Below are 21534 nucleotides of genomic sequence, written 5' to 3'. Positions count from 1 at the left end.
TCTAAATATAAAAACAGGAGTTGTACCCTATGTCCGCACATATTTCGAACATCCGCCCAGACTTTGACCGTGAAATCGTTGATATCGTTGATTACGTTATGAATTACGAGATCACCTCAAAGGTGGCGTACGACACCGCGCATTATTGCCTGCTCGACACGCTTGGCTGTGGTCTGGAAGCGCTGGAATACCCGGCCTGTAAAAAATTGCTTGGGCCGATCGTGCCAGGCACGGTGGTGCCCAACGGCGCACGCGTGCCGGGCACTCAGTTCCAGCTCGATCCGGTACAGGCAGCTTTTAACATTGGCGCGATGATCCGCTGGCTCGATTTTAACGATACCTGGCTTGCCGCCGAGTGGGGCCATCCTTCTGATAACCTGGGCGGTATTCTGGCGATTGCGGATTGGCTGTCACGCAACGCCGTCGCCGCCGGCAAAGCGCCGCTGACCATGAAACAGGTATTGAGCGGGATGATCAAAGCCCATGAAATTCAGGGCTGCATCGCGCTGGAAAACGCCTTCAACCGTGTCGGGCTTGACCATGTGCTGCTGGTGAAAGTGGCCTCGACCGCGGTGGTCGCTGAAATGCTGGGGCTGACGCGCGATGAGATCCTCAACGCGGTATCGCTGGCGTGGGTGGATGGGCAGTCGTTGCGCACTTATCGTCATGCGCCGAATACCGGTACGCGCAAATCCTGGGCGGCGGGCGATGCGACTTCGCGCGCGGTACGTCTGGCGCTGATGGCGAAAACCGGCGAGATGGGCTATCCCTCGGCGCTCACCGCCAAAACCTGGGGCTTCTACGACGTTTCATTCAAAGGTGAAACGTTCCGTTTCCAGCGTCCTTATGGCTCCTACGTGATGGAAAACGTGCTATTCAAAATTTCTTTCCCGGCAGAATTCCACTCGCAAACCGCCGTCGAAGCGGCGATGACGCTGTATGAGCAGATGCAGGCCGCGGGTAAAACGGCAGCGGATATCGAGAAAGTGACCATCCGCACCCACGAAGCCTGTCTCCGCATTATCGATAAAAAAGGCCCGCTCAATAACCCGGCGGACCGCGATCACTGTATCCAGTATATGGTCGCCGTGCCGTTGCTGTTCGGGCGGTTAACCGCGGCGGATTATGAAGACGAGGTGGCGCAGGACAAGCGTATTGACGCCCTGCGCGAGAAAATCGTGTGTTATGAGGACCCGGCTTTTACCGCCGACTATCACGACCCGGAAAAACGTGCTATCGGCAATGCGATCACCGTGGAGTTTACTGATGGCTCACGCTTTGGCGAGGTTGTCGTGGAGTATCCGATTGGTCATGCGCGTCGCCGCGCCGACGGTATTCCGAAGCTTATCGAAAAATTTAAAATTAACCTGGCGCGTCAGTTCCCGACTCGCCAGCAGCAACGCATTCTGGATGTCTCCCTGGACAGATCCCGCCTGGAGCAGATGCCGGTTAACGAATACCTCGATTTATATGTCATCTGAGCCAGCCAGCAGCAAGGCGTAAGTTCAACAGGAGAGCGTGATGTCTTTTAGCGAATTTTATCAGCGTTCCATTAACGAACCGGAGGCGTTCTGGGCCGAGCAGGCCCGGCGTATCGACTGGCGACAGCCGTTTACGCAGACGCTGGATCATAGCCGTCCACCGTTTGCCCGCTGGTTTTGCGGCGGCACCACTAACTTATGTCATAACGCCGTCGACCGCTGGCTGGATAAACAGCCGGAGGCGCTGGCGCTGATTGCCGTCTCATCAGAGACCGATGAAGAGCGCACATTTACCTTCAGCCAGTTGCATGATGAAGTCAACGCTGTGGCCGCTATGCTGCTGACGCTGGGCGTGCAGCGTGGCGATCGCGTATTGGTCTATATGCCGATGATTGCCGAAGCGCAGATAACCCTGCTGGCCTGCGCGCGCATTGGCGCGATCCATTCGGTGGTCTTTGGCGGTTTTGCCTCGCACAGCGTGGCGGCGCGCATTGACGATGCCAGACCGGCGCTGATTGTGTCGGCGGATGCCGGAGCGCGGGGCGGTAAAATCCTGCCGTATAAAAAGCTGCTTGATGACGCTATTGCGCAGGCGCAGCATCAGCCGAAACACGTTCTGCTGGTGGACAGAGGGCTGGCGAAAATGGCGTGGGTGGATGGGCGCGATCTGGATTTTGCCACGTTGCGCCAGCAGCATCTCGGCGCGAGCGTGCCGGTGGCGTGGCTGGAATCCAATGAAACCTCATGCATTCTTTACACCTCCGGCACTACCGGCAAACCGAAAGGCGTCCAGCGCGACGTCGGCGGTTATGCGGTGGCGCTGGTAACCTCGATGGACACCATTTTTGGCGGCAAGGCGGGCGGCGTATTCTTTTGCGCATCGGATATCGGCTGGGTCGTCGGCCACTCCTATATTGTTTACGCGCCGCTGCTGGCAGGCATGGCGACTATTGTTTACGAAGGACTGCCGACGTACCCGGACTGCGGGGTCTGGTGGAAAATTGTCGAGAAATACCAGGTTAACCGGATGTTTTCCGCCCCGACCGCGATTCGCGTGCTGAAAAAATTCCCGACGGCGCAAATCCGCAATCACGATCTCTCCTCGCTGGAGGCGCTTTATCTGGCCGGTGAGCCGCTGGACGAGCCGACGGCCAGTTGGGTGACGGAGACGCTGGGTGTGCCGGTTATCGACAATTATTGGCAGACGGAGTCCGGCTGGCCGATCATGGCGCTGGCGCGTGCGCTGGATGACAGGCCGCCGCGTCTGGGAAGTCCCGGCGTGCCGATGTACGGTTATAACGTCCAGCTACTCAATGAAGTCACTGGCGAACCTTGCGGCATAAATGAAAAGGGGATGCTGGTGATCGAAGGGCCGCTGCCGCCGGGCTGTATTCAGACTATTTGGGGCGACGATGCGCGTTTTGTGAAGACTTACTGGTCGCTGTTTAACCGTCAGGTTTATGCCACTTTCGACTGGGGAATCCGCGACGCCGAGGGGTATTACTTTATTCTGGGCCGTACCGATGATGTGATTAATATTGCGGGTCATCGGCTGGGGACGCGAGAAATAGAAGAAAGTATCTCCAGCTACCCGAACGTAGCGGAAGTGGCGGTAGTGGGGATAAAAGACGCTCTGAAAGGGCAGGTAGCGGTGGCGTTTGTCATTCCGAAGCAGAGCGATACGCTGGCGGATCGCGAGGCGGCGCGCGACGAGGAAAACGCGATTATGGCGCTGGTGGACAACCAGATCGGTCACTTTGGTCGTCCGGCGCATGTCTGGTTTGTCTCGCAGCTCCCCAAAACGCGTTCCGGAAAGATGCTTCGCCGCACGATCCAGGCGATCTGCGAAGGCCGCGATCCGGGCGATCTGACAACCATTGACGATCCCGCGTCGTTGCAGCAAATTCGCCAGGCGATCGAGGAATAGCCGTAAGCCGGATAAGCCGCGTCCGGCAACGGGTCAGGCTCAGCGACTGAATAGTGGGGTGTAAAGTCGGGAAAGGGCGGCAGCGCGCCGCCCTGTAACAGAATTAACGCAGAATATTTTTCTCAGCCAGATCCAGCGCGAAGTAGCTGAAAATCAAATCGGCGCCGGCGCGTTTAATCGAGCCCAGACTTTCCAGCACGACCTTTTCTTCATCGATGGCGCCAGCCATAGCAGCAAATTTAATCATGGCATATTCACCGCTCACCTGGTAAGCGCCAAGCGGCAACTCTGTGCGTTCGCGGATTTCACGCAGCACGTCCAGATACGCGCCGGCCGGTTTCACCATTAAGCAATCCGCGCCCTGGGCTTCGTCGAGCAGTGATTCGCGAATCGCTTCACGGCGGTTCATCGGATTCATTTGATACGTTTTGCGGTCGCCTTTTAACGCGGTGCCCGCTGCTTCACGGAAGGGGCCGTAGAAAGAAGAGGCGAACTTAGTGGAGTAGGACATTATTGCCGTATCGGTAAAACCGGCGGCATCCAGCGCCTGGCGGATAGCCTGGACTTGTCCATCCATTGCCGCGGAGGGCGCAATAAAATCTGCTCCAGCCGCCGCCGCGACAACGGCCTGCTTGCCGAGGTTGGCCAGCGTCGCGTCGTTATCCACACCGTGTTCGCACAACACGCCGCAGTGGCCGTGCGAGGTGTATTCGCAGAAGCAGGTGTCGGACATGACGATCATCTCCGGTACGGTTTGCTTACAGATGCGGGACATTCTTGCCACCAGGCCGTCTTCTTTCCAGGTATCGCTGCCGGTGTCATCAGTATGGTGAGAAATGCCGAAGGTCATAACGGAACGAATGCCAGCATTTGCGATACGTTCAATCTCTCGCGCCAGCTGCTTTTCCGGGATACGCATTACGCCGGGCATGGCATCAATAGCTTTGTAATCGTCGAGTTCTTCTTCAACAAAGATCGGCAACACCAGGTCGTTCAGGCTAAGTGTTGTCTCTTCAAACATAGCGCGCAGCGCAGCGGATTTGCGCAGGCGGCGAGGGCGATGGATAAGGTCTGTCATGGTCTGCCTGATGTTTGTGGAATCGAAGGCCCAGTATACCTGAATCTGCAGGCAGATGTTTTACGAAAACGGTCCTTAACGTAGCAGGCGCAGCCCCGGCGGCGGCAGAACATGGCGCTTCTTTTATATACCGAAGATTAATACCTCAGGCACTATATCATTTTAAATAAGAATTAGTTTTACGTTGTTTTTAGTTTTATTTCATCGTCATTTAAGTAAATGTGGGTTTCAACATTATTCATGTTTATTTTGTTTTTCTTTAATCCATATTTATCTTATATGTGTTTTGTTTTTTTATTTTCTTGTAAGGCCATGAAAAAGAATGCTTTTCAATTATAAATTTTCCTTTTATTACGTCCTTTTAATTCATGTCCGAATCCGGACTGAGGATAAAGAATAATTGAACCTTTTAGCAATGACGCCGCATAATCCTTCTTGCTAAACATCTGTATGTTTTTATGCATTGATAATTGATGGATCAACTATATTACGTCCCTGAGGAGGGATGACAAATGCACTCCTGGAAAAAGAAACTTGTAGTCTCACAATTAGCATTGGCTTGCACTCTGGCAATCACTTCTCAGGCGAATGCTACTACTTATAACACTTTTGGGTATCATGACGACGCAACTACCCAGTACGCTGGGATCAATACTGACACCGATTATGTAACTTACGGTGGTTATGTTTATTACAATCCTGCAACTACCGATTTCGATCAATCCTTTAACAACGATACTGTAAATGGTGTTATTTCTACGTATTATCTGAACAATGACTACACCGCAGATTCTACGAATACACTGAATATCACCAATTCTACCATCCATGGCATGATTACTTCCCAACATATGTGGGATGACACAGCATATGTTGATCATGACTGGGATGATGGCGATACATTTACCCTCAATATCGCTAACTCCACTATCGATGATGATTATGAATATTTCTACTTCACCGATGATTATAATAATGCTGATGGAAAAGTTACTACGGAAGATTGGCGTACTTCCGAATTAGCTTCTTTAGGCACTGCTGTAACGTTGGATGTCGAAAGTAATATTAATATCACCAATAACTCTCGTGTTGCAGGTATTACTCTGAGCCAGGGCGATACTTACGACGCAACATATGCTACTGGTGGGGATAGCGCTTATGTTCATACTTGGGACAACACTATTGTCGTTGACAATTCCACTGTTACATCAGGGGCTGTGACTCCGCTTGAGGGTAGCGGTTGGTTTGGTAACTCTTCAGAGCCAAGCGATTATTCTGGCAACGCTGTTTATGATACAACGACAGGAACCTGGTACCATAATCCGAATGACACTGCTTTATCGTTCTCAGATGATCCTGACTCATACTATTCGATGAAGAACAACGTTACATTCACCAACGGTTCAACGTTGATGGGTGATGTTGTGTTTACGAGTAACTTCAACAATGCTGACGACGCGAATGCTGATTCCAATGGCGATGGTGTTATCAGCGCCAGCGATGGTTTCAGCCCAATCGGTTATGACACCAACAATGATGGCGTAGAAGATACGAATGGCGGTTGGAGTCACGACAACGATAACGTTGATGAACTGAACCTCAAACTGGATAACGGTAGTAAGTGGGTAGGTGACGCATACTTTAGCTATGAGTATATCGCACCGGCTGATATGTACGATCTTGAAGATGGTACTAACAGCTTAGAACCAAGTTCTACTGTGGATAAATGGGGCAACGTTGTTGATGACAAGACCTTCCAGAGCGGTATCTTCACTGTAGCGCTGGATAACGGTTCTGAATGGGATACGGTAAACACTTCAAACGTCGATACCCTAACTGTTAATAATGGTTCTCAGGTTAACGTAGCTGATAGTTCTTCTTTAATCGCAGACACCATCACATTGACCAATGGTTCAACGATGAACCTCAGTTCCTATGGTGAAGTTGATACCGATCACCTGACGGTTGATAGCTACAGTAAAGTTGATCTGACAAACGAAACTGCTTATCTGTATGCTAACACTATTACCGTATCAAACGGCGGTGAATTCAGCATCGGTGCTGGTGAATTTGATGCCGATTCTTTCGGTACAGATACTCTGGAACTGACCAACGCTGGTGTATTTAACATCAACAACAGCGACTATGTGCTGAATGCTGATTTGGTTAACGGCCACACCAACACAACCGATACATCAAACGCTACCTATGGTTACGGTGTCATCGCTATGACTTCTGACGGTCATTTGACCGTGAATGGTAATGGTGATTATTACAACGGTGATAACACTGCTGATACTACTTACAGTGCTAACGGTGAAGCGGATAATAGCTACACTGACAACGTTGTAGCCGCAACTGGTAACTATAAAGTGCGCATCGACAACGCTACTGGTGCCGGTTCTGTTGCGGATTACAAAGGCAACGAGCTGATTCGTGTCAATGACGTAAACACCGACGCGACCTTCTCTGCAGCAAACAAAGCTGACCTGGGTGCTTACACCTATCAGGCTAAGCAGGAAGGCAACACTGTCGTGCTGGAACAGATGGAACTGACCGACTACGCTAACATGGCGCTGAGCATTCCTTCTGCGAACACCAATATCTGGAACCTGGAACAAGACACCGTTGGTACTCGTCTGACCAACGCTCGTCATGGCCTGGCGGATAACGGCGGCGCATGGGTAAGCTACTTCGGCGGTAACTTCAACGGCGACAACGGCACCATTAACTACGATCAGGATGTTAATGGCATCATGGTCGGTGTTGATACCAAAGTTGACGGTAACAACGCTAAGTGGATCGTTGGTGCGGCAGCAGGTTTCGCGAAAGGCGACCTGAGCGATCGTACCGGTCAGGTGGATCAGGACAGCCAGTCTGCCTACATCTACTCTTCCGCTCGTTTCGCAAACAACATCTTTGTTGACGGTAACTTGAGCTACTCTCACTTCAACAACGATTTGTCTGCTAACATGAGCGACGGTACTTACGTTGACGGCAACACCTCTTCTGACGACTGGGGCTTCGGCTTGAAACTGGGTTATGATCTGAAGCTGGGTGATGCAGGCTACGTAACGCCTTACGGCAGCGTATCCGGTCTGTTCCAGTCTGGCGACGACTACCAGCTGAGCAACGACATGAAAGTTGACGGTCAGTCTTACGACAGCATGCGTTATGAACTCGGTGTAGATGCAGGTTATACCTTCACTTACAGCGAAGATCAGGCGCTGACCCCGTACTTCAAACTGGCTTACGTTTACGACGACTCCAACAACGATGCTGACGTAAACGGCGACTCTATCGACAACGGCGTAGAAGGTTCTGCGGTACGTGTTGGTCTGGGTACTCAGTTCAGCTTCACGAAGAACTTCAGCGCCTACACCGATGCTAACTACCTCGGCGGCGGTGATGTTGATCAAGACTGGTCTGCAAACGTTGGTGTTAAATATACCTGGTAATCATTTTCTCTCAGGAGAAATAAAGGTAATTTAAACTGAAAAATGCCCGTCAAGGACTTGACGGGCATTATTGCAAGGAATGCATATGTTATCTTTAAGCAAGCCACTACAGGAATTCTACAGACTCGATAAATGCCTTTCTAAGCATGGTACGCGTTTCGAGTTTGTTAATGATAAAGAGATTATCTGTTCACCTGATGAAAGTAATACCCATACCTTTGTTATTTTAGAGGGGGTTGTTTCGTTAGTTCGGGGTGATAAAGTTCTTATTGGTATTGTGCAGGCCCCCTTTATTTTCGGTTTAGCCGATGGTGTGGCGAAAAAAGAGGCACAATATAAATTAATTGCGGAGAGCGGTTGCATTGGTTATCGCCTCTCATCATCACAAACTCTTGCCATCATTGAGCAAAACCAACTGTGGCGTGAAGCCTTCTGTTGGATAGTATGGAAAAGTCAGGTACTGGAACTTCGTGACAAGCAGCTCATTGGTAATAATTCTTACGACCAGATTCGTGCGACGTTAATGACAATGATTGAGTGGGATGAAGAACTTCGCTCACGTATTGGTGTTATGAATTATATTCATCAACGAACGCGCGTATCGCGATCGGTGGTGGCGGAAGTTCTCGCGGCCCTGCGTAAGGGTAATTACATTGAAATGAATAAAGGCAAACTGATCAGTATTAACCGTTTGCCCTCCGAATATTAACAAAAATGCTGCGCCTCGTCTGATATAGCGCGAGGCGCGACGACTCAGGATGCAGGAATAGCAATCGGTTTATTGCCGCTTAGCTCAGTAACCAAATCGTTAATCCCGTCGCTCATATTGGTAAAACGCGTGAGGGGGGAACGGGTTACGACCACAAAAGCGCCAATATTATATTGTGGGATCATCGCCATATAGGTAATAAAACCGCCGCCGCCTCCTGTTTTCTGGATAATGCCAGGACGTCCGTCTTTTGGCGCCATATAGACCCAGCCCAGACCGAGCGCGTCGGCTTTACCCGGTACGTCCATCCCGATGATTTTCTTTAACTGTGTGCGCTGATAAATCAACGTTTGCATACGATCGGCCTGATGGCTACGGTGATAGAAATCTGACGACAGATACTGTTGCATCCAGCGCATCATATCTCCTGGCGTGGAATAGACCCCGCCGCTGCCAATGGCTGCCAGCGTATTATTACAGGGGCTTGCGCCTTTTTCTGCCACCATCAGACGCTTACACTGATCGGGAGAGGGGGTAAACGTGGTGTCTTTCATTCCCAGCGGGCGGGTAATCTTTTCTTCAAACAGTTGCGTATAAGGTTTGCCGGAGGCGGTCGCCAGCGCGTCGGCTAACAGGTCGAACGCCAGATTGGAATAGGCCGCCTGTGAACCGGGCGCGACTTTTAACGTTGCTGTGGAGAGCCAGCTCCAGCGTTGTTCGCGGGTTGGCCAGACAAATACCGGACGATGCGCCGCGCCGCCGGGCTGTTCTCGCGGAAGCGCACTGGTATGGGTCGCTAAGTTGACCAACGTAATCGGCGTGCCTTGATACGTCGGACATGCGCGCCGGGAGGCGCATATTTGCTGAGAGGATCGTTTAATTTTACCGTTCCCTGATCGAGCAATTTTACCAACATTTCACTGGTCATGAGCTTGGTGAGAGAAGCGATACGAATGACCGAATCAAGCTGTGGACGAACATTATTGCCCGGTCTGGTGTCACCGAAACTACGAAACACGCGTTGATTGCCGTCGATCACCACCAGCGCCATGCCCGTGGCGCCGCTACCATAAAAGATATGCTCGGCATAACGATCAACGATATCAGAGGCAAAAACCGGATCGGCAATCGGCTGAGCCGCCTGGACAGAAGTAAGTGATGCCGCAAACAGCATGGCAGTAAAAAGCAGACTACGTTTCAACGGTGATGTCCATAAGTGAAATAACGGTGGTTATGCGTATTTATACTACCCGGCGGCACATTGCAAAACGTTAAAGAGAAAAAAGTGGGTGAAAAAACGTAACGGCGGGTTTTCGTGATGGAGAATGTTTACTTTTGTGATAAAGCGCTTGTGATAACCTGATAGCGTCAGCGTGCCTGCTGAGGATGAAACTCGTCGAAACAATTCTGTTGAGCAGAAATGCGAACTAAGCGTCACAACGTAGGTCACAATGCCTGGTTTAGCCCTTTCATTTGCGTGGGCATGGCGTGCTATTGCCGCCGTCACAGCAGCCGTAATAAAGAGAAGAAGTTAGCAGGAGAGCATGATGTTTAAATCTTTTTTCCCAAAGCCAGGGCCGTTTTTCATGTCGGCGTTTATTTGGGCGCTGATCGCCGTCATTTTCTGGCAGGCGGGAGGAGGAGATTGGGTGGCGCGACTTGTAGGGGCATCCGATGAAGTGCCTATCAGCGCAGCGCGCTTTTGGTCGCTGGACTATCTGATTTTTTATGCTTATTACCTGATTTGCGTAGGATTATTTGCAACGTTCTGGTTCATCTATAGCCCGCACCGCTGGCAGTACTGGTCGATACTTGGCACCTCGCTCATTATTTTTGTCACCTGGTTTTTGGTGGAGGTTGGCGTCGCGGTTAACGCCTGGTACGCACCGTTCTATGATTTGATTCAAACGGCGCTCAGCTCGCCGCACAAGGTCACTCTTGGTCAATTTTATCATGAAGTGGGGGTGTTTCTCGGTATTGCGCTTATCGCCGTGGTGATCGGTGTGCTGAACAACTTCTTTGTCAGCCACTATGTATTTCGCTGGCGTACCGCAATGAATGAGCACTATATGGCGCACTGGCAGTACCTGCGCCATATCGAAGGGGCCGCCCAGCGTGTGCAGGAAGACACCATGCGTTTTGCCTCTACACTGGAGAATATGGGCGTGAGTTTTATCAATGCCATCATGACGCTCATCGCCTTTCTGCCGGTGTTGGTCACCCTGTCAGCGCATGTGCCGGATTTACCCATCGTAGGACATATCCCTTACGGCCTGGTCATTGCCGCCATAGTCTGGTCATTAATGGGGACGGGCCTGCTGGCGGTCGTCGGGATCAAATTGCCGGGGCTGGAATTTAAAAATCAGCGAGTGGAAGCCGCTTATCGTAAGGAGCTGGTCTACGGTGAAGATGACGCCAGCCGCGCCACGCCGCCAACCGTCCGTGAACTGTTTAGCGCGGTGCGCCATAACTACTTCCGTCTCTACTTTCACTATATGTATTTCAACATCGCGCGCATTCTCTATTTGCAGGTCGATAACGTTTTCGGTTTGTTCCTGCTGTTTCCTTCCATTGTTGCCGGTACGATTACGCTGGGGCTGATGACGCAAATCACCAACGTGTTTGGTCAGGTGCGCGGTTCGTTCCAGTATTTGATTAACTCCTGGACGACTCTGGTGGAGCTGATGTCTATTTATAAACGTTTACGTAGCTTTGAACGTCAGTTGGATGGTCAGCCAGTTCAGGAAGTGACCCACTCTTTTAGCTAACAGAAGGAAACGTTATGTCGGCGGCGTCCCGTCTTTATCCTCTGCCTTTTCTGGCGGTCGCCATATTGGCTGGCTGTAGTAGTCAATCCGGGCAGCCGGTGAGCAAGGGCGAGAAGCCTGTCGACGTGGCAAGCGTAGTACGTCAGAAAATGCCGGCCACTGTCAAAGACAGAGAGGCCTGGGCGAAAGATATCGCGACAACGTTTAAGAGCCAGGGGCTGGCGCCGACGGTAGAAAATATCTGTTCGGTGCTGGCTGTCGCCCAGCAGGAGTCCGGTTATCAGGCGGATCCTGTCGTGCCGGGGCTAAGTAAAATCGCCTGGCAGGAGATTGATCGCCGCGCTGAACGACTACACATTCCGCTGTTTCTGGTGCACACCGCGCTGAAAATTAACTCCCCCAACGGCAAAAGCTATAGCGAACGCCTGGACACGGTAAAAACCGAAAAACAGCTTAGCGCTATTTTTGACGATTTTATCAATATGGTCCCTATGGGGCAGACGCTATTTGGCTCATATAACCCGGTGCATACGGGCGGCCCGATGCAGGTCAGCATTGCCTTTGCCGAACAGCATGCGAAAGGTTATCCGTGGAATATGGCGGGTACGGTACGTCAGGAGGTCTTTACGCGCCGTGGCGGATTGTGGTTTGGAACCTACCATTTGCTGAATTACCCGGCGAACTACAGCGCGCCTGTTTTCCGCTTCGCCGACTTCAACGCGGGATGGTACGCCAGCCGTAACGCTGCGTTCCAGAATGCCGTCAGTAAAGCCAGTGGGGTAAAACTGGCGCTGGATGGCGATCTGATTCGTTATAACAGCAAGGAACCGGGCAAAACAGAGTTAGCGGTGCGCAAACTGGCAGGGCAGTTGGGAATGAGTGAGCGTGAAATTCGCAGCCAACTGGAGAAAGGCGATAGCCTGGCGTTTGAAAAAACGGCGCTCTACAAGAAAGTCTATAAACTGGCTGAGGCCAAAACGGGCAAGACGCTTGCGCGGGAAATGTTGCCCGGTATTCAACTGGAAAGTCCGAAGATCACACGCAAGCTGACGACCGCCTGGTTTGCTAAACGAGTTGATGAGCGGCGGGCGCGGTGTATGGGGCGATAAATTTCGCGCTGGGATATTTTCTCCAGCGCGCTAAGGTTTATTGGTGACGGTGACGCCAGCGTAAAAACGCGGCGATAACGGCGAAAATGAGGCAGCCCGTGAGGAAGGGCACCAGGCCAAAAATCGTCCCGACGCCCAGCCCAATCTCTACCCGCGGTCGACCTGTATCCTGTACCTGCATCAGATGCTCATAGATGCCCGGCGCATGAACCAGCAGGTTTAAGAGTTGCGCTCCGGCCCAGAAGCAAAACAGTACAAATATGGCGTAAGCAATATTTCCGGGCGTAGAGGAGGTTTCTCGATGCTTCCCGCTGAACAGCGATTTTGAGAGAGTGAAATCAGCCATAAAGACCTCCAGGATGATCGGCTACGATCTGGCGTTATGCCATCGGCTTACTGTGAAGTCTGACAGGTCATTGTGTTTGTCAATATCAGAATCATGGTAATTTCACATACGGAATGTATCCATCGCGTAAATTTTTGTTAGTTGTCACAAAACGATCACTTTTATCAAAATCAATTAACATTTAAGAAATTCCGTATCCCCCACAGACTCGCTCGCCAGAAGTATGCAAAAATACGTTTTTGTTGCTGTTAATACGTCGGAGTCGTTATGCGTTTGCCTGTAAAAATTCGTCGTGACTGGCACTACTATGCCTTCTCTATTGGCCTTATCTTTATTTTGAATGGCGTCGTAGGATTGCTGGGTTTTGAGGCGAAAGGATGGCAAACCTATGGCGTTGGGCTGGTAACGTGGATTATCAGCTTCTGGCTGGCGGGGTTCATCATTCGCCGGCGCGAAGAGGATGAGGTAAAAGATGCCCGATAAACGTTGCGCTATCGGGCGTGCGCTATTACATCGTGGTTTTTAAGGCGTTATTCGCCGCATGGCGTTCCAGCGCCAGCTCAATCAGGCGGCTGATCAAATCGGTATAGCCCAGTCCGCTCGCCTGCCAGAGTTTTGGATACATACTGATATTGGTAAAACCTGGCAGCGTATTGATCTCGTTAATCACGACCTCATTGTCTGCCGTTAAAAAGACATCGACACGCGCCATACCCGCGCACCCCAGCGTCTGATAAGCCTGGATCGCGATCGCGCGGATCTTGTCATTTACCCCGGAAGGAAGCTGCGCAGGCACGACAACTTGTGCGCCGTTATCATCAATATACTTAGTATCGTAGGCGTAAAATTCGCTATTCAGTACGATTTCGCCGCAGGTACTGGCCTGTGGGTTATCGTTACCTAATACGGCGCATTCGATCTCGCGCCCTTTGATCCCTTGCTCCACCACCACTTTATGATCGAATTCGAAAGCCAGCGCGACCGCCTGCTGATATTGCGCTTCGTTAGCGACTTTACTAACGCCGACCGAAGAGCCCTGATTGGCGGGCTTAACGAACAGCGGCAGTCCCAGACGGGATTCAACCTCGGCAAAACTAAACGCGTGACGATTCGTTCGGGTGAGTGTAATAAACGGGGCGATATTCAGTCCTGCATCGCGTAGCAGTCGTTTGGCGACGTCTTTATCCATGCAGGCTGCGGAGCTCAGCACGTCTGAACCGACAAACGGTAAGTTTGCGACGCGCAGCATCCCCTGCAATGAGCCGTCTTCGCCCAGCGTACCGTGGACGATAGGAAAAATAACATCTACCGTCGGTAGCGGCTGCCCGTTCTGAGCGTTAATCAATTGGTGTTGGTGTTTGCCAGGCACCTGGGCCAGACTGATTGCCGAAGGACGTAGCGCGATATGTGCCGGATCGTCTGCATTCTGCAAATAATTTTCCGCATCGTTAACATGCCATTGTCCTGCCTTATCTATCCCTAACAGCACCACGTCGAAGCGGGTTTTATCGATCGCATCAACGATATTTTTCGCTGATTGCAAAGACACTTCATGTTCCGCCGACTTACCGCCAAATACTATTCCTACCCGCAATTTCGCCATCTTAAAAACCCATTCCATCGAATGCAAAGCGTATACATTACCACGACAAAACGCGGGTTTCGCGGGCTTCTGCCATAATGTTTATGGGATGTGAGAACGGAGGCCGCGTGAGAGGTAAGGGTTTTCTGATTATTGTGCTGTTGGGCGGCATTGGCGGGCTGGGATATCGTTATCTTCCCTCTTATTATAATCCTTTTGCTCCGCTACAACTTGCCGATCCGCCAGGCTGGATCACGACCTTCAAACTACAGCGCCTTACGCCGTCGCAGTGCCGGGAGCTGTTGACGGCGGCCAATCAACAGGGATTAATTTCATCACAACCTGTTGCGGATAGCGCTGGTGAATGTCCCTTGTCCCATGTTGTGCGCGTCAGAGATTTTGGTCAGGTCAAACTGAGCAGCAGTTTTTTAGCCTCCTGCCCGCTGGCGCTGCGCTCCGCGCTGTTTGTCGAACAGCAGGCAAAACCTTTAACAGAAACGTGGATGAAGCGCCGCCTGACCCGCATCGAACATCTGGGCAGCTATGCCTGCCGTAATATTTATCACCGCCCGGATGCGCGTCGCAGTGAACATGCCAGCGCAGAAGCGCTGGATGTCAGCGGGTTTCAGCTATCAGATGGCCGAAAAATCACTGTTCTGCGCGGCTGGGGGCGTCAGGAGACGGGGCCCTGGTTACGCGCTATGTTAAACGCCAGTTGCCATTATTATGGCAATGGGCTCGGGCCTGACTATAACGCTGCGCATGCTAACCATTTTCATCTTGGAATGCGGGGCTACGGCGTGTGTCGTTAAAGCATAAACGTCTGCCTTGCGCGGCTATATAATGTGACATGTTTCACAAAAATGATGAACGGGGAGACAAAATAGCAAAGTGTGACGTATCGCACCTCTGGAACCACCAGGAAAAAGAGAACTTGCTAAGCTAACGCGTATTTTCAGCTACTTACCGTTACGAGTCTTATGGAATCCTGGAAAGTTAATCTAATTTCCGTTTGGTTTGGATGTTTTTTTACCGGGCTGGCAATCAGCCAAATCCTGCCATTCTTACCCCTTTATATTTCCCAGCTTGGCGTCTCTTCCCATGAAGCGTTATCAATGTGGTCCGGGTTAACGTTTAGCATCACGTTTCTTATTTCCGCCATTGTGTCGCCGATGTGGGGTAGTCTCGCCGATCGTAAAGGGCGTAAACTGATGCTATTGCGCGCGTCGCTCGGGATGGCGATAGCTATTCTACTGCAGGCATTTGCGACCCATGTCTGGCAACTTTTCCTGTTGCGCGGAATCATGGGGTTAACGTCAGGCTATATCCCCAATGCCATGGCGCTGGTAGCCTCTCAGGTACCGCGCGAACGTAGCGGCTGGGCGCTCAGTACGCTTTCTACCGCGCAGATCAGCGGCGTTATCGGCGGGCCGTTAATGGGCGGCTTTGTCGCGGATCATATCGGGCTGCGGGCGGTATTTCTGATTACCGCCATGCTGTTGGTGGTGAGCTTTCTGGTCACGCTATTTTTAATTAAAGAAGGCGTGCGTCCGATCATCAAGAAAAGCGAACGCCTGAGCGGTAAAGCCGTTTTTGCGTCGTTACCTTATCCTGCGCTGGTGATCAGTTTGTTTTTTACCACGATGGTCATTCAACTCTGTAATGGTTCCATCAGTCCAATCCTGGCGCTGTTTATCAAATCAATGATGCCGGACAGTAATAACATCGCCTTTCTTAGCGGGTTAATTGCCTCGGTGCCCGGTATCTCTGCGCTTATCTCCGCGCCTCGCCTGGGAAAACTTGGCGACAGAATCGGCACGGAAAGAATTCTGATGGCCACGCTTATCTGCGCAGTGCTGCTTTTCTTCGCGATGTCCTGGGTCACCACGCCGTTCCAGTTGGGGCTGTTGCGTTTCTTGTTGGGCTTTGCCGATGGCGCGATGTTACCCGCCGTACAAACGTTATTGGTGAAATACTCCAGCGACCAAATTACCGGACGTATTTTTGGCTACAACCAGTCATTTATGTACCTGGGCAACGTGGTTGGGCCGTTGATGGGCGCGACGGTATCGGCGATGGCCGGTTTCCGCTGGGTTTTTATCGCTACGGCGGCGATCGTGTTGATCAATATTGGACAACTGACCCTGGCGTTACGTCGTCGGCGTAACGCGCAAAAAGCGAAAGGCCAATAGCGGTGCATCGTAACGGCGCTTCTGCCGTTACGATATGGTTTAAATTAAAAGATATATTCTTTATCCGTGAAGTTTTTCTATAGATGGCATAACCTTAAATTATGATATAGCGTGATTATTGTTTTTTGATGGTTTATTATCGTCTCGTTTTCGGTCTGAGAAACGTTTCGCTGCGGCGACAGTGATAATTATTTGTGTAAAGTTCTTCCTGTATCATAAAAATAGTACTTTCAGCCTCTAGGCAGTGGTTCTTCATAGTGATAACGTCACCCTGGAACTAATAAGGAAATATGGTCATGAAAAATCTCATAGCAGAGTTGTTGCTTAAGCTAGCCCAAAAAGAAGAAGAGTCGAAAGAACTGGTTGCTCAGGTAGAAGCGTTAGAGATTATCGTCACAGCAATGTTACGTAACATGGCGCAAAACGAGCAGGAGATGTTGATACGTCAGGTAGAGGGGGCACTTGAAGGCGTAAAGCCGGATGCCAGCGTTCCTGATCACGATACGGAATTGCTGCGCCAATATGTAAAAAAGTTGCTGAGACACCCCCGGCACTAATCGTATTTTAAAACAACACAGTTGTTATAACGTTACTTATTATGAAATACCATAGCCGCTTCGTTTTTATTTTCTTCTGGTTAATACAGAGCAAAATAAAAACGAAGCGGCTATGGTAATAACAGTGTAACGTTATGCGCTGTTCTTCTGCATCCTGCGTGACTGTGGATAATCGAGTTGCACATTAGCCTACGGTTTGTCAATCAATAAAACATCTATTGCTAACGGTAAGTAATACTTTTACTGCCGGGTGGTATTTTTGCCAGTAACAGCCAGACTTATATAAAGTCCCTGGGATATTTCCCAAAGGGACAACGTGTAATGCGTACACTGACAAAAGGATGGTGCTATGAAAATAACATTACTGGTGACTTTACTTTTTGGCCTGGTCTTTTTAACGACCGTTGGTGCAACCGAAAAACCGTTAACGCCGCAACAGCAGCGCATGACGACCTGTAATCAGCAGGCGACAGCGCAAGCGTTGAAAGGCGATGCGCGTAAAACCTACCTTAGCGACTGCCTGAAAAACAGTCAGTCAGCCCCTGGCGAGAAAAGCCTGACGCCGCAACAGCAGAAAATGCGTGAATGCAATGTTCAGGCGACGGAACAATCCCTGAAAGGCGATGACCGTAGCAAGTTTATGAGCGCCTGCCTGAAAAAAGCGGCGTAGTGCTATCGGGTGAGCCCTGAAAAACACTCACCCGAAATTTCATACTTCCTCCATGCGCTCTGTTTCTATAATTTGGGAAAATTGTTTCTAAATGTTCCCAAAAATAATGAATGATGAAAATTTTTACCGAAAAGCGGTTGAACAGGCGGTAGCGCCGCCTGACCCTTCTGATGATCGTCAGCGCTCCGGGTTGCGCTTCGCCCGGCGCATCAGGCTACCGCGTGCGGTGGGGTTAGGGGGGATGTTTTTACCGGTGGCCGCCGTGTTAGTGACGCAACCTGTCTTTGGCGGCTGGTGGTTATTACTGGTCGGCTGGTCTTTTGTCTGGCCGCATCTGGCGTGGCAGTGGTCGGCGAAAGCCCTTGATCCGCTACGCCAGGAAATTTACAACCTGAAAGTGGATGCGATCCTCTCCGGCATGTGGATCGCGCTGATGGGCGTCAATATGTTGCCTGCCGCCGCGCTGTTTATGATGATGAGCATGAATCTGATGGGCGCTGGCGGGCGGCGGCTATTCACTGTCGGAATGGGCCTTTTGCTGGCGTCATGTCTGGTGACGTTGCAGCTTACCGGGCTACCCGTCGCTATGCGAAGCTCATCGCTGGAAGTCACGCTCTCTTTGCCCGTCATTATGTTGTATCCGCTTCTGTTCGCCTGGGTAAGTTATCAAACGGCCATTAAATTAGCGGAACATAAGCGACGCTTGCAGGCGATGAGTTCGCGGGATGGCATGACCGGCGTCTATAACCGACGCCACTGGGAAATTTTATTACGTAATGAATTCGATCACAGCCGACGCCACCATCGGGAGGCGACATTGTTGATTATCGACATCGATCATTTTAAGAGCATTAACGACACCTGGGGGCATGATGTTGGGGATGAGGCTATTATCGCCCTGACGCGTCAATTACAGATAACGCTACGCGGGAGTGATATTATCGGGCGCTTTGGCGGCGACGAATTTGCGGTGATTATGTGCGGAACGCCGGCAGACAGCGCGATTACCGCCATGTCGCGAGTGCATGAACGGCTAAATACCTTACGCTTGCCGGGCACGCCGCAGGTCATGTTACGTATCAGCGTGGGCGTGGCGCCGTTAACGCCACAAATCGGTCATTATCGGGAATGGTTAAAGTCTGCGGATATGGCGCTTTACAAAGCAAAGAATGCCGGACGTAACCGCACCGAAGTGGCGGCATGACGTCCAGCCGGGCTTCAGGATTTACTGAGCGCCTCTGATTTTTCCATACACTTCGTCATCGCTTCTATTACCGCAGCGCGGAAGCCACGTTCTTCCAGAACGCGTACGGCTTCAATCGTCGTTCCGCCAGGCGAGCACACCATATCTTTCAGTTCGCCGGGATGCTTTCCGGTTTCGAGTACCATTTTCGCCGATCCCATAACGGCCTGCGCGGCGAATTTATAAGCCTGAGCGCGAGGCATACCGCCCAGAACGGCTGCGTCCGCCATCGCCTCGATAAACATAAAGACATAGGCCGGCGAAGATCCGCTCACGCCAACCACCGGATGGATCATCGGCTCAGCAATCACTTCCGCCTCGCCAAAGCAGCGGAAAATATTCAGCACATCAGCCGTATCTTCCGGTGTGACCAGCGCGTTGGGTGTGACGGAGGTCATTCCTGCGTTGACCAGCGACGGCGTATTCGGCATAGCGCGAATGATTTTACGGTCGTGTCCCAGCGCGCGCGCAAGCTGATCAAGCGTTACGCCTGCGGCGATAGAGACCACCAGCGAGTCTTTGTTCAGGCTGGAGGAGATTTCACTGAGCACTTTCACCATAATGCCCGGTTTTACCGCGCCGAAAACGATATCCGCGACCTGAGCGACCTCCTGCGCGCTTTGCGCCGCATTAATGCCGTACTGGTCATGCAGGGCGGCAACTTTATCGGGGGAGGGGGTGTAGACCCAGATCTGGCCGGGAAGTACCTGACCGCTGGCAATCAGTCCGCCAAGAATAGCCTTGCCCATATTACCGCAGCCAATAAAACCGATTTTCTTCTCCATCTCGTCACTCCCTATGTTTGTGTGTTATGGGGAATGGTTAGCTTAACGCGGATTGAAAACGGGCAGAAGGAGAAACAGCACTTTGATGAAAGACAAAAGCGCGAGACAATAAAAGATTGTATACCGTACGGGAGACATTATGACCATCTGGGTGGATGCGGATGCGTGTCCGAATGTCATTAAAGAAATTTTGTACCGCGCCGCCGAGCGGATGCAGTTGCCGCTTATTCTGGTTGCCAATCAGGCCTTGCGCGTGCCGCCTTCGCGTTTTATCCGCACGCTCCGCGTGGCCGCCGGGTTTGACGTGGCGGACAATGAAATCGTGCGTCAATGCGAAGCGGGCGATCTGGTGATTACCGCGGATATTCCGCTGGCGGCTGAAGTGCTGGAAAAAGGCGCTGCGGCTCTTAATCCCCGGGGAGAACGCTATAGCGACGCCACGATTCGTGAACGTCTGACGATGCGTGACTTTATGGACACGCTACGCGCCAGCGGCGTACAAACGGGGGGGCCAAACACTCTCTCGCCGCGCGATCGTCAGCATTTTGCCGCCGAGCTGGATAAGTGGTGGCTGGAAAGCCAGCGTAAAAAATAAATCCTGTAATGAAAAATTTACAGTTTATTCATTTCTGATTCTTGCTATAGTACTAATATTGTGACTTTAGTACCTTTGTGTAAATTATTATTTACATTTATGCGTTGTACTAGTTAGATGATATGATTATAACATTGCTGATATCAAATCCTGCGTATGCGCAGTTCCTGGGGGAACGCCTGCTATGATGCAACCTCTTTATCTTGTTGGCCCGCGGGGCTGTGGGAAAACCACCATCGGTATGGCGCTGGCGCAGGCAACCGGTTTCCGGTTTGCAGATACCGACCGCTGGCTGCAATCGCACGTGCAGATGAGCGTCGCTGATATCGTTGAAAAAGAAGGCTGGGGAGGGTTCCGCGCCCGGGAAACCGCGGCCCTGGAGGCGGTAAGCGCGCCTTCGACTGTCGTGGCGACGGGAGGCGGTATTATTCTCACGGAGTATAACCGACGTTATATGCACCGTGTTGGCGTAGTGATTTATCTGTGCGCGCCGGTATCCACGCTGGTTAACCGGCTTGAGGCTGAACCTGAAGCGGATCTGCGCCCGACCCTCACCGGCAAGCCGTTGAGCGAAGAGGTTCGGGAAGTGCTTGAGCAGCGTGACGCGTTGTATCGCGAAACGGCGCATTACATTATTGACGCGACGAAAGCGCCGGCCCAGGTCGTTTCTGAAATTATTGCGGCGCTGCCGCCGTCGACGCAACGGTTACAGGGAGATGTCTATACTTAACGCTCACCCAGAATAAAGGAAACGCTATGCCAACCAGACCACCTTATCCGCGGGAAGCTTATATCGTCACCATTGAAAAAGGCACGCCGGGCCAGACGGTGACGTGGTATCAGCTACGGGCTGACCATCCGAAACCTGATTCGCTCATCAGCGAGCATCCGACCGCAGAAGAAGCGATGGATGCGAAAAAACGTTACGAAGATCCAGATAAATCATAGACGCATGAACCACTCGGAAGGGATTCTGAGTACCCCTAAATTGTATCTCCATCACATTCTTGAAACATTTATACTGGCAACTAAAA

The 21534-nt window shown here is 51.3% G+C and carries 19 protein-coding genes and 1 pseudogene; 15 read left to right on the top strand and 5 right to left on the bottom strand.

Going from position 1 to position 21534, the window contains the following annotated elements:
• The first annotated feature begins 29 nt into the window (after positions 1–29).
• Together EOS98_RS17260 and prpE are read left to right on the top strand one after the other, a co-directional pair.
• Complete coding sequence (locus tag EOS98_RS17260) at positions 30–1481, top strand: bifunctional 2-methylcitrate dehydratase/aconitate hydratase (protein WP_079983996.1); 1452 nt, start codon at positions 30–32, stop codon at positions 1479–1481.
• 40 nt (positions 1482–1521) lie between these two features.
• Entirely contained in the window at positions 1522–3408 is a 1887-nt protein-coding gene (prpE, locus tag EOS98_RS17255; RefSeq protein ID WP_127821186.1) for a propionate--CoA ligase, read from the top strand.
• A gap of 103 nt (positions 3409–3511) precedes the next feature.
• On the opposite strand, the gene hemB is transcribed toward prpE, so the two are convergent.
• Positions 3512–4486, bottom strand: coding sequence for a porphobilinogen synthase (gene hemB, locus EOS98_RS17250; protein WP_000130728.1), 975 nt, complete (start codon positions 4484–4486; stop codon positions 3512–3514).
• A 512-nt stretch (positions 4487–4998) separates the two neighbouring features.
• Between hemB and EOS98_RS17245 the strand changes: the two genes are divergently transcribed.
• Positions 4999–7944 carry an autotransporter outer membrane beta-barrel domain-containing protein gene (locus tag EOS98_RS17245; protein WP_127821185.1) on the top strand — a complete coding sequence of 982 codons (2946 nt, stop codon included), beginning with the start codon at positions 4999–5001 and terminating at the stop codon, positions 7942–7944.
• An 85-nt stretch (positions 7945–8029) separates the two neighbouring features.
• The gene (gene iprA, locus EOS98_RS17240; protein WP_000950242.1) at positions 8030–8653 is read left to right on the top strand and encodes a hydrogen peroxide resistance inhibitor IprA; all 624 of its coding nucleotides are present in this window, start codon (positions 8030–8032) and stop codon (positions 8651–8653) included.
• A 44-nt stretch (positions 8654–8697) separates the two neighbouring features.
• Here the strand turns inward: iprA and ampH are convergent.
• A pseudogene (gene ampH / locus EOS98_RS17235) lies at positions 8698–9854 on the bottom strand (D-alanyl-D-alanine-carboxypeptidase/endopeptidase AmpH).
• Positions 9855–10200: 346 nt separating this feature from the next.
• Between ampH and sbmA the strand changes: the two are divergent.
• Both sbmA and yaiW read left to right on the top strand, forming a co-directional pair.
• Positions 10201–11421 (top strand): peptide antibiotic transporter SbmA, encoded by a 1221-nt coding sequence (gene sbmA, locus EOS98_RS17225; RefSeq protein WP_076735391.1) that lies wholly within the window; start codon positions 10201–10203, stop codon positions 11419–11421.
• 14 nt (positions 11422–11435) lie between these two features.
• Complete coding sequence (gene yaiW / locus EOS98_RS17220) at positions 11436–12530, top strand: surface-exposed outer membrane lipoprotein YaiW (protein WP_001271429.1); 1095 nt, start codon at positions 11436–11438, stop codon at positions 12528–12530.
• A gap of 37 nt (positions 12531–12567) precedes the next feature.
• Here yaiW and EOS98_RS17215 read toward each other — a convergent pair whose 3' ends face one another.
• Positions 12568–12876, bottom strand: coding sequence for a YaiY family protein (locus EOS98_RS17215; RefSeq protein WP_000763139.1), 309 nt, complete (start codon positions 12874–12876; stop codon positions 12568–12570).
• A gap of 267 nt (positions 12877–13143) precedes the next feature.
• On the opposite strand from EOS98_RS17215, the gene EOS98_RS17210 reads away from it, so the two are divergent.
• Positions 13144–13359, top strand: coding sequence for a DUF2754 family protein (locus EOS98_RS17210; RefSeq protein ID WP_001239243.1), 216 nt, complete (start codon positions 13144–13146; stop codon positions 13357–13359).
• Positions 13360–13384: 25 nt separating this feature from the next.
• Here the strand turns inward: EOS98_RS17210 and ddlA are convergent, their stop codons facing one another.
• Positions 13385–14479 carry a D-alanine--D-alanine ligase gene (ddlA, locus tag EOS98_RS17205; RefSeq protein WP_001096592.1) on the bottom strand — a complete coding sequence of 365 codons (1095 nt, stop codon included), beginning with the start codon at positions 14477–14479 and terminating at the stop codon, positions 13385–13387.
• Between the two features lie 77 nt (positions 14480–14556).
• On the opposite strand from ddlA, the gene EOS98_RS17200 reads away from it, so the two are divergent.
• The 5 genes from EOS98_RS17200 to adrA all read left to right on the top strand — a co-directional run bounded on the left by EOS98_RS17200 (position 14557) and on the right by adrA (position 19081).
• Positions 14557–15270, top strand: coding sequence for an extensin family protein (locus EOS98_RS17200; RefSeq protein ID WP_000480794.1), 714 nt, complete (start codon positions 14557–14559; stop codon positions 15268–15270).
• 168 nt (positions 15271–15438) lie between these two features.
• Positions 15439–16650, top strand: a complete 1212-nt coding sequence (locus tag EOS98_RS17195; RefSeq protein ID WP_126524236.1) for a multidrug efflux MFS transporter — start codon at positions 15439–15441, stop codon at positions 16648–16650.
• 296 nt (positions 16651–16946) lie between these two features.
• On the top strand, positions 16947–17207 hold the full coding sequence (iraP, locus tag EOS98_RS17190; protein ID WP_001518423.1) for an anti-adapter protein IraP: 261 nt from the start codon (positions 16947–16949) through the stop codon (positions 17205–17207).
• A gap of 349 nt (positions 17208–17556) precedes the next feature.
• Positions 17557–17877: a phosphate starvation-inducible protein PsiF gene (gene psiF / locus EOS98_RS17185; protein ID WP_017441686.1), complete on the top strand. Its 321-nt coding sequence runs from the start codon at positions 17557–17559 to the stop codon at positions 17875–17877.
• Positions 17878–17968: 91 nt separating this feature from the next.
• Entirely contained in the window at positions 17969–19081 is a 1113-nt protein-coding gene (adrA, locus tag EOS98_RS17180) for a diguanylate cyclase AdrA (protein WP_126524235.1), read from the top strand.
• A gap of 14 nt (positions 19082–19095) precedes the next feature.
• On the opposite strand, the gene proC is transcribed toward adrA, so the two are convergent.
• On the bottom strand, positions 19096–19905 hold the full coding sequence (proC, locus tag EOS98_RS17175; protein WP_000412193.1) for a pyrroline-5-carboxylate reductase: 810 nt from the start codon (positions 19903–19905) through the stop codon (positions 19096–19098).
• A 139-nt stretch (positions 19906–20044) separates the two neighbouring features.
• Here proC and EOS98_RS17170 point away from each other — a divergent pair, with 139 nt between their 5' ends.
• From EOS98_RS17170 to yaiA, 3 genes are all read left to right on the top strand, one after another.
• The gene (locus EOS98_RS17170; RefSeq protein WP_000158137.1) at positions 20045–20500 is read left to right on the top strand and encodes a YaiI/YqxD family protein; all 456 of its coding nucleotides are present in this window, start codon (positions 20045–20047) and stop codon (positions 20498–20500) included.
• A 184-nt stretch (positions 20501–20684) separates the two neighbouring features.
• Positions 20685–21230, top strand: coding sequence for a shikimate kinase AroL (gene aroL, locus EOS98_RS17165; RefSeq protein WP_000983569.1), 546 nt, complete (start codon positions 20685–20687; stop codon positions 21228–21230).
• 26 nt (positions 21231–21256) lie between these two features.
• The gene (gene yaiA, locus EOS98_RS17160) at positions 21257–21448 is read left to right on the top strand and encodes a protein YaiA (protein WP_001143161.1); all 192 of its coding nucleotides are present in this window, start codon (positions 21257–21259) and stop codon (positions 21446–21448) included.
• Positions 21449–21534 lie beyond the last annotated feature (86 nt).

This window comes from Salmonella sp. SSDFZ69, from assembly GCF_004010755.1.
In the GTDB taxonomy this organism is placed as follows: Bacteria; Pseudomonadota; Gammaproteobacteria; order Enterobacterales; family Enterobacteriaceae; genus Salmonella; species Salmonella enterica.
The sequence above is the reverse complement of the archived record's forward strand: the minus strand, read 5'-3'. Positions and strand labels throughout refer to the sequence as shown.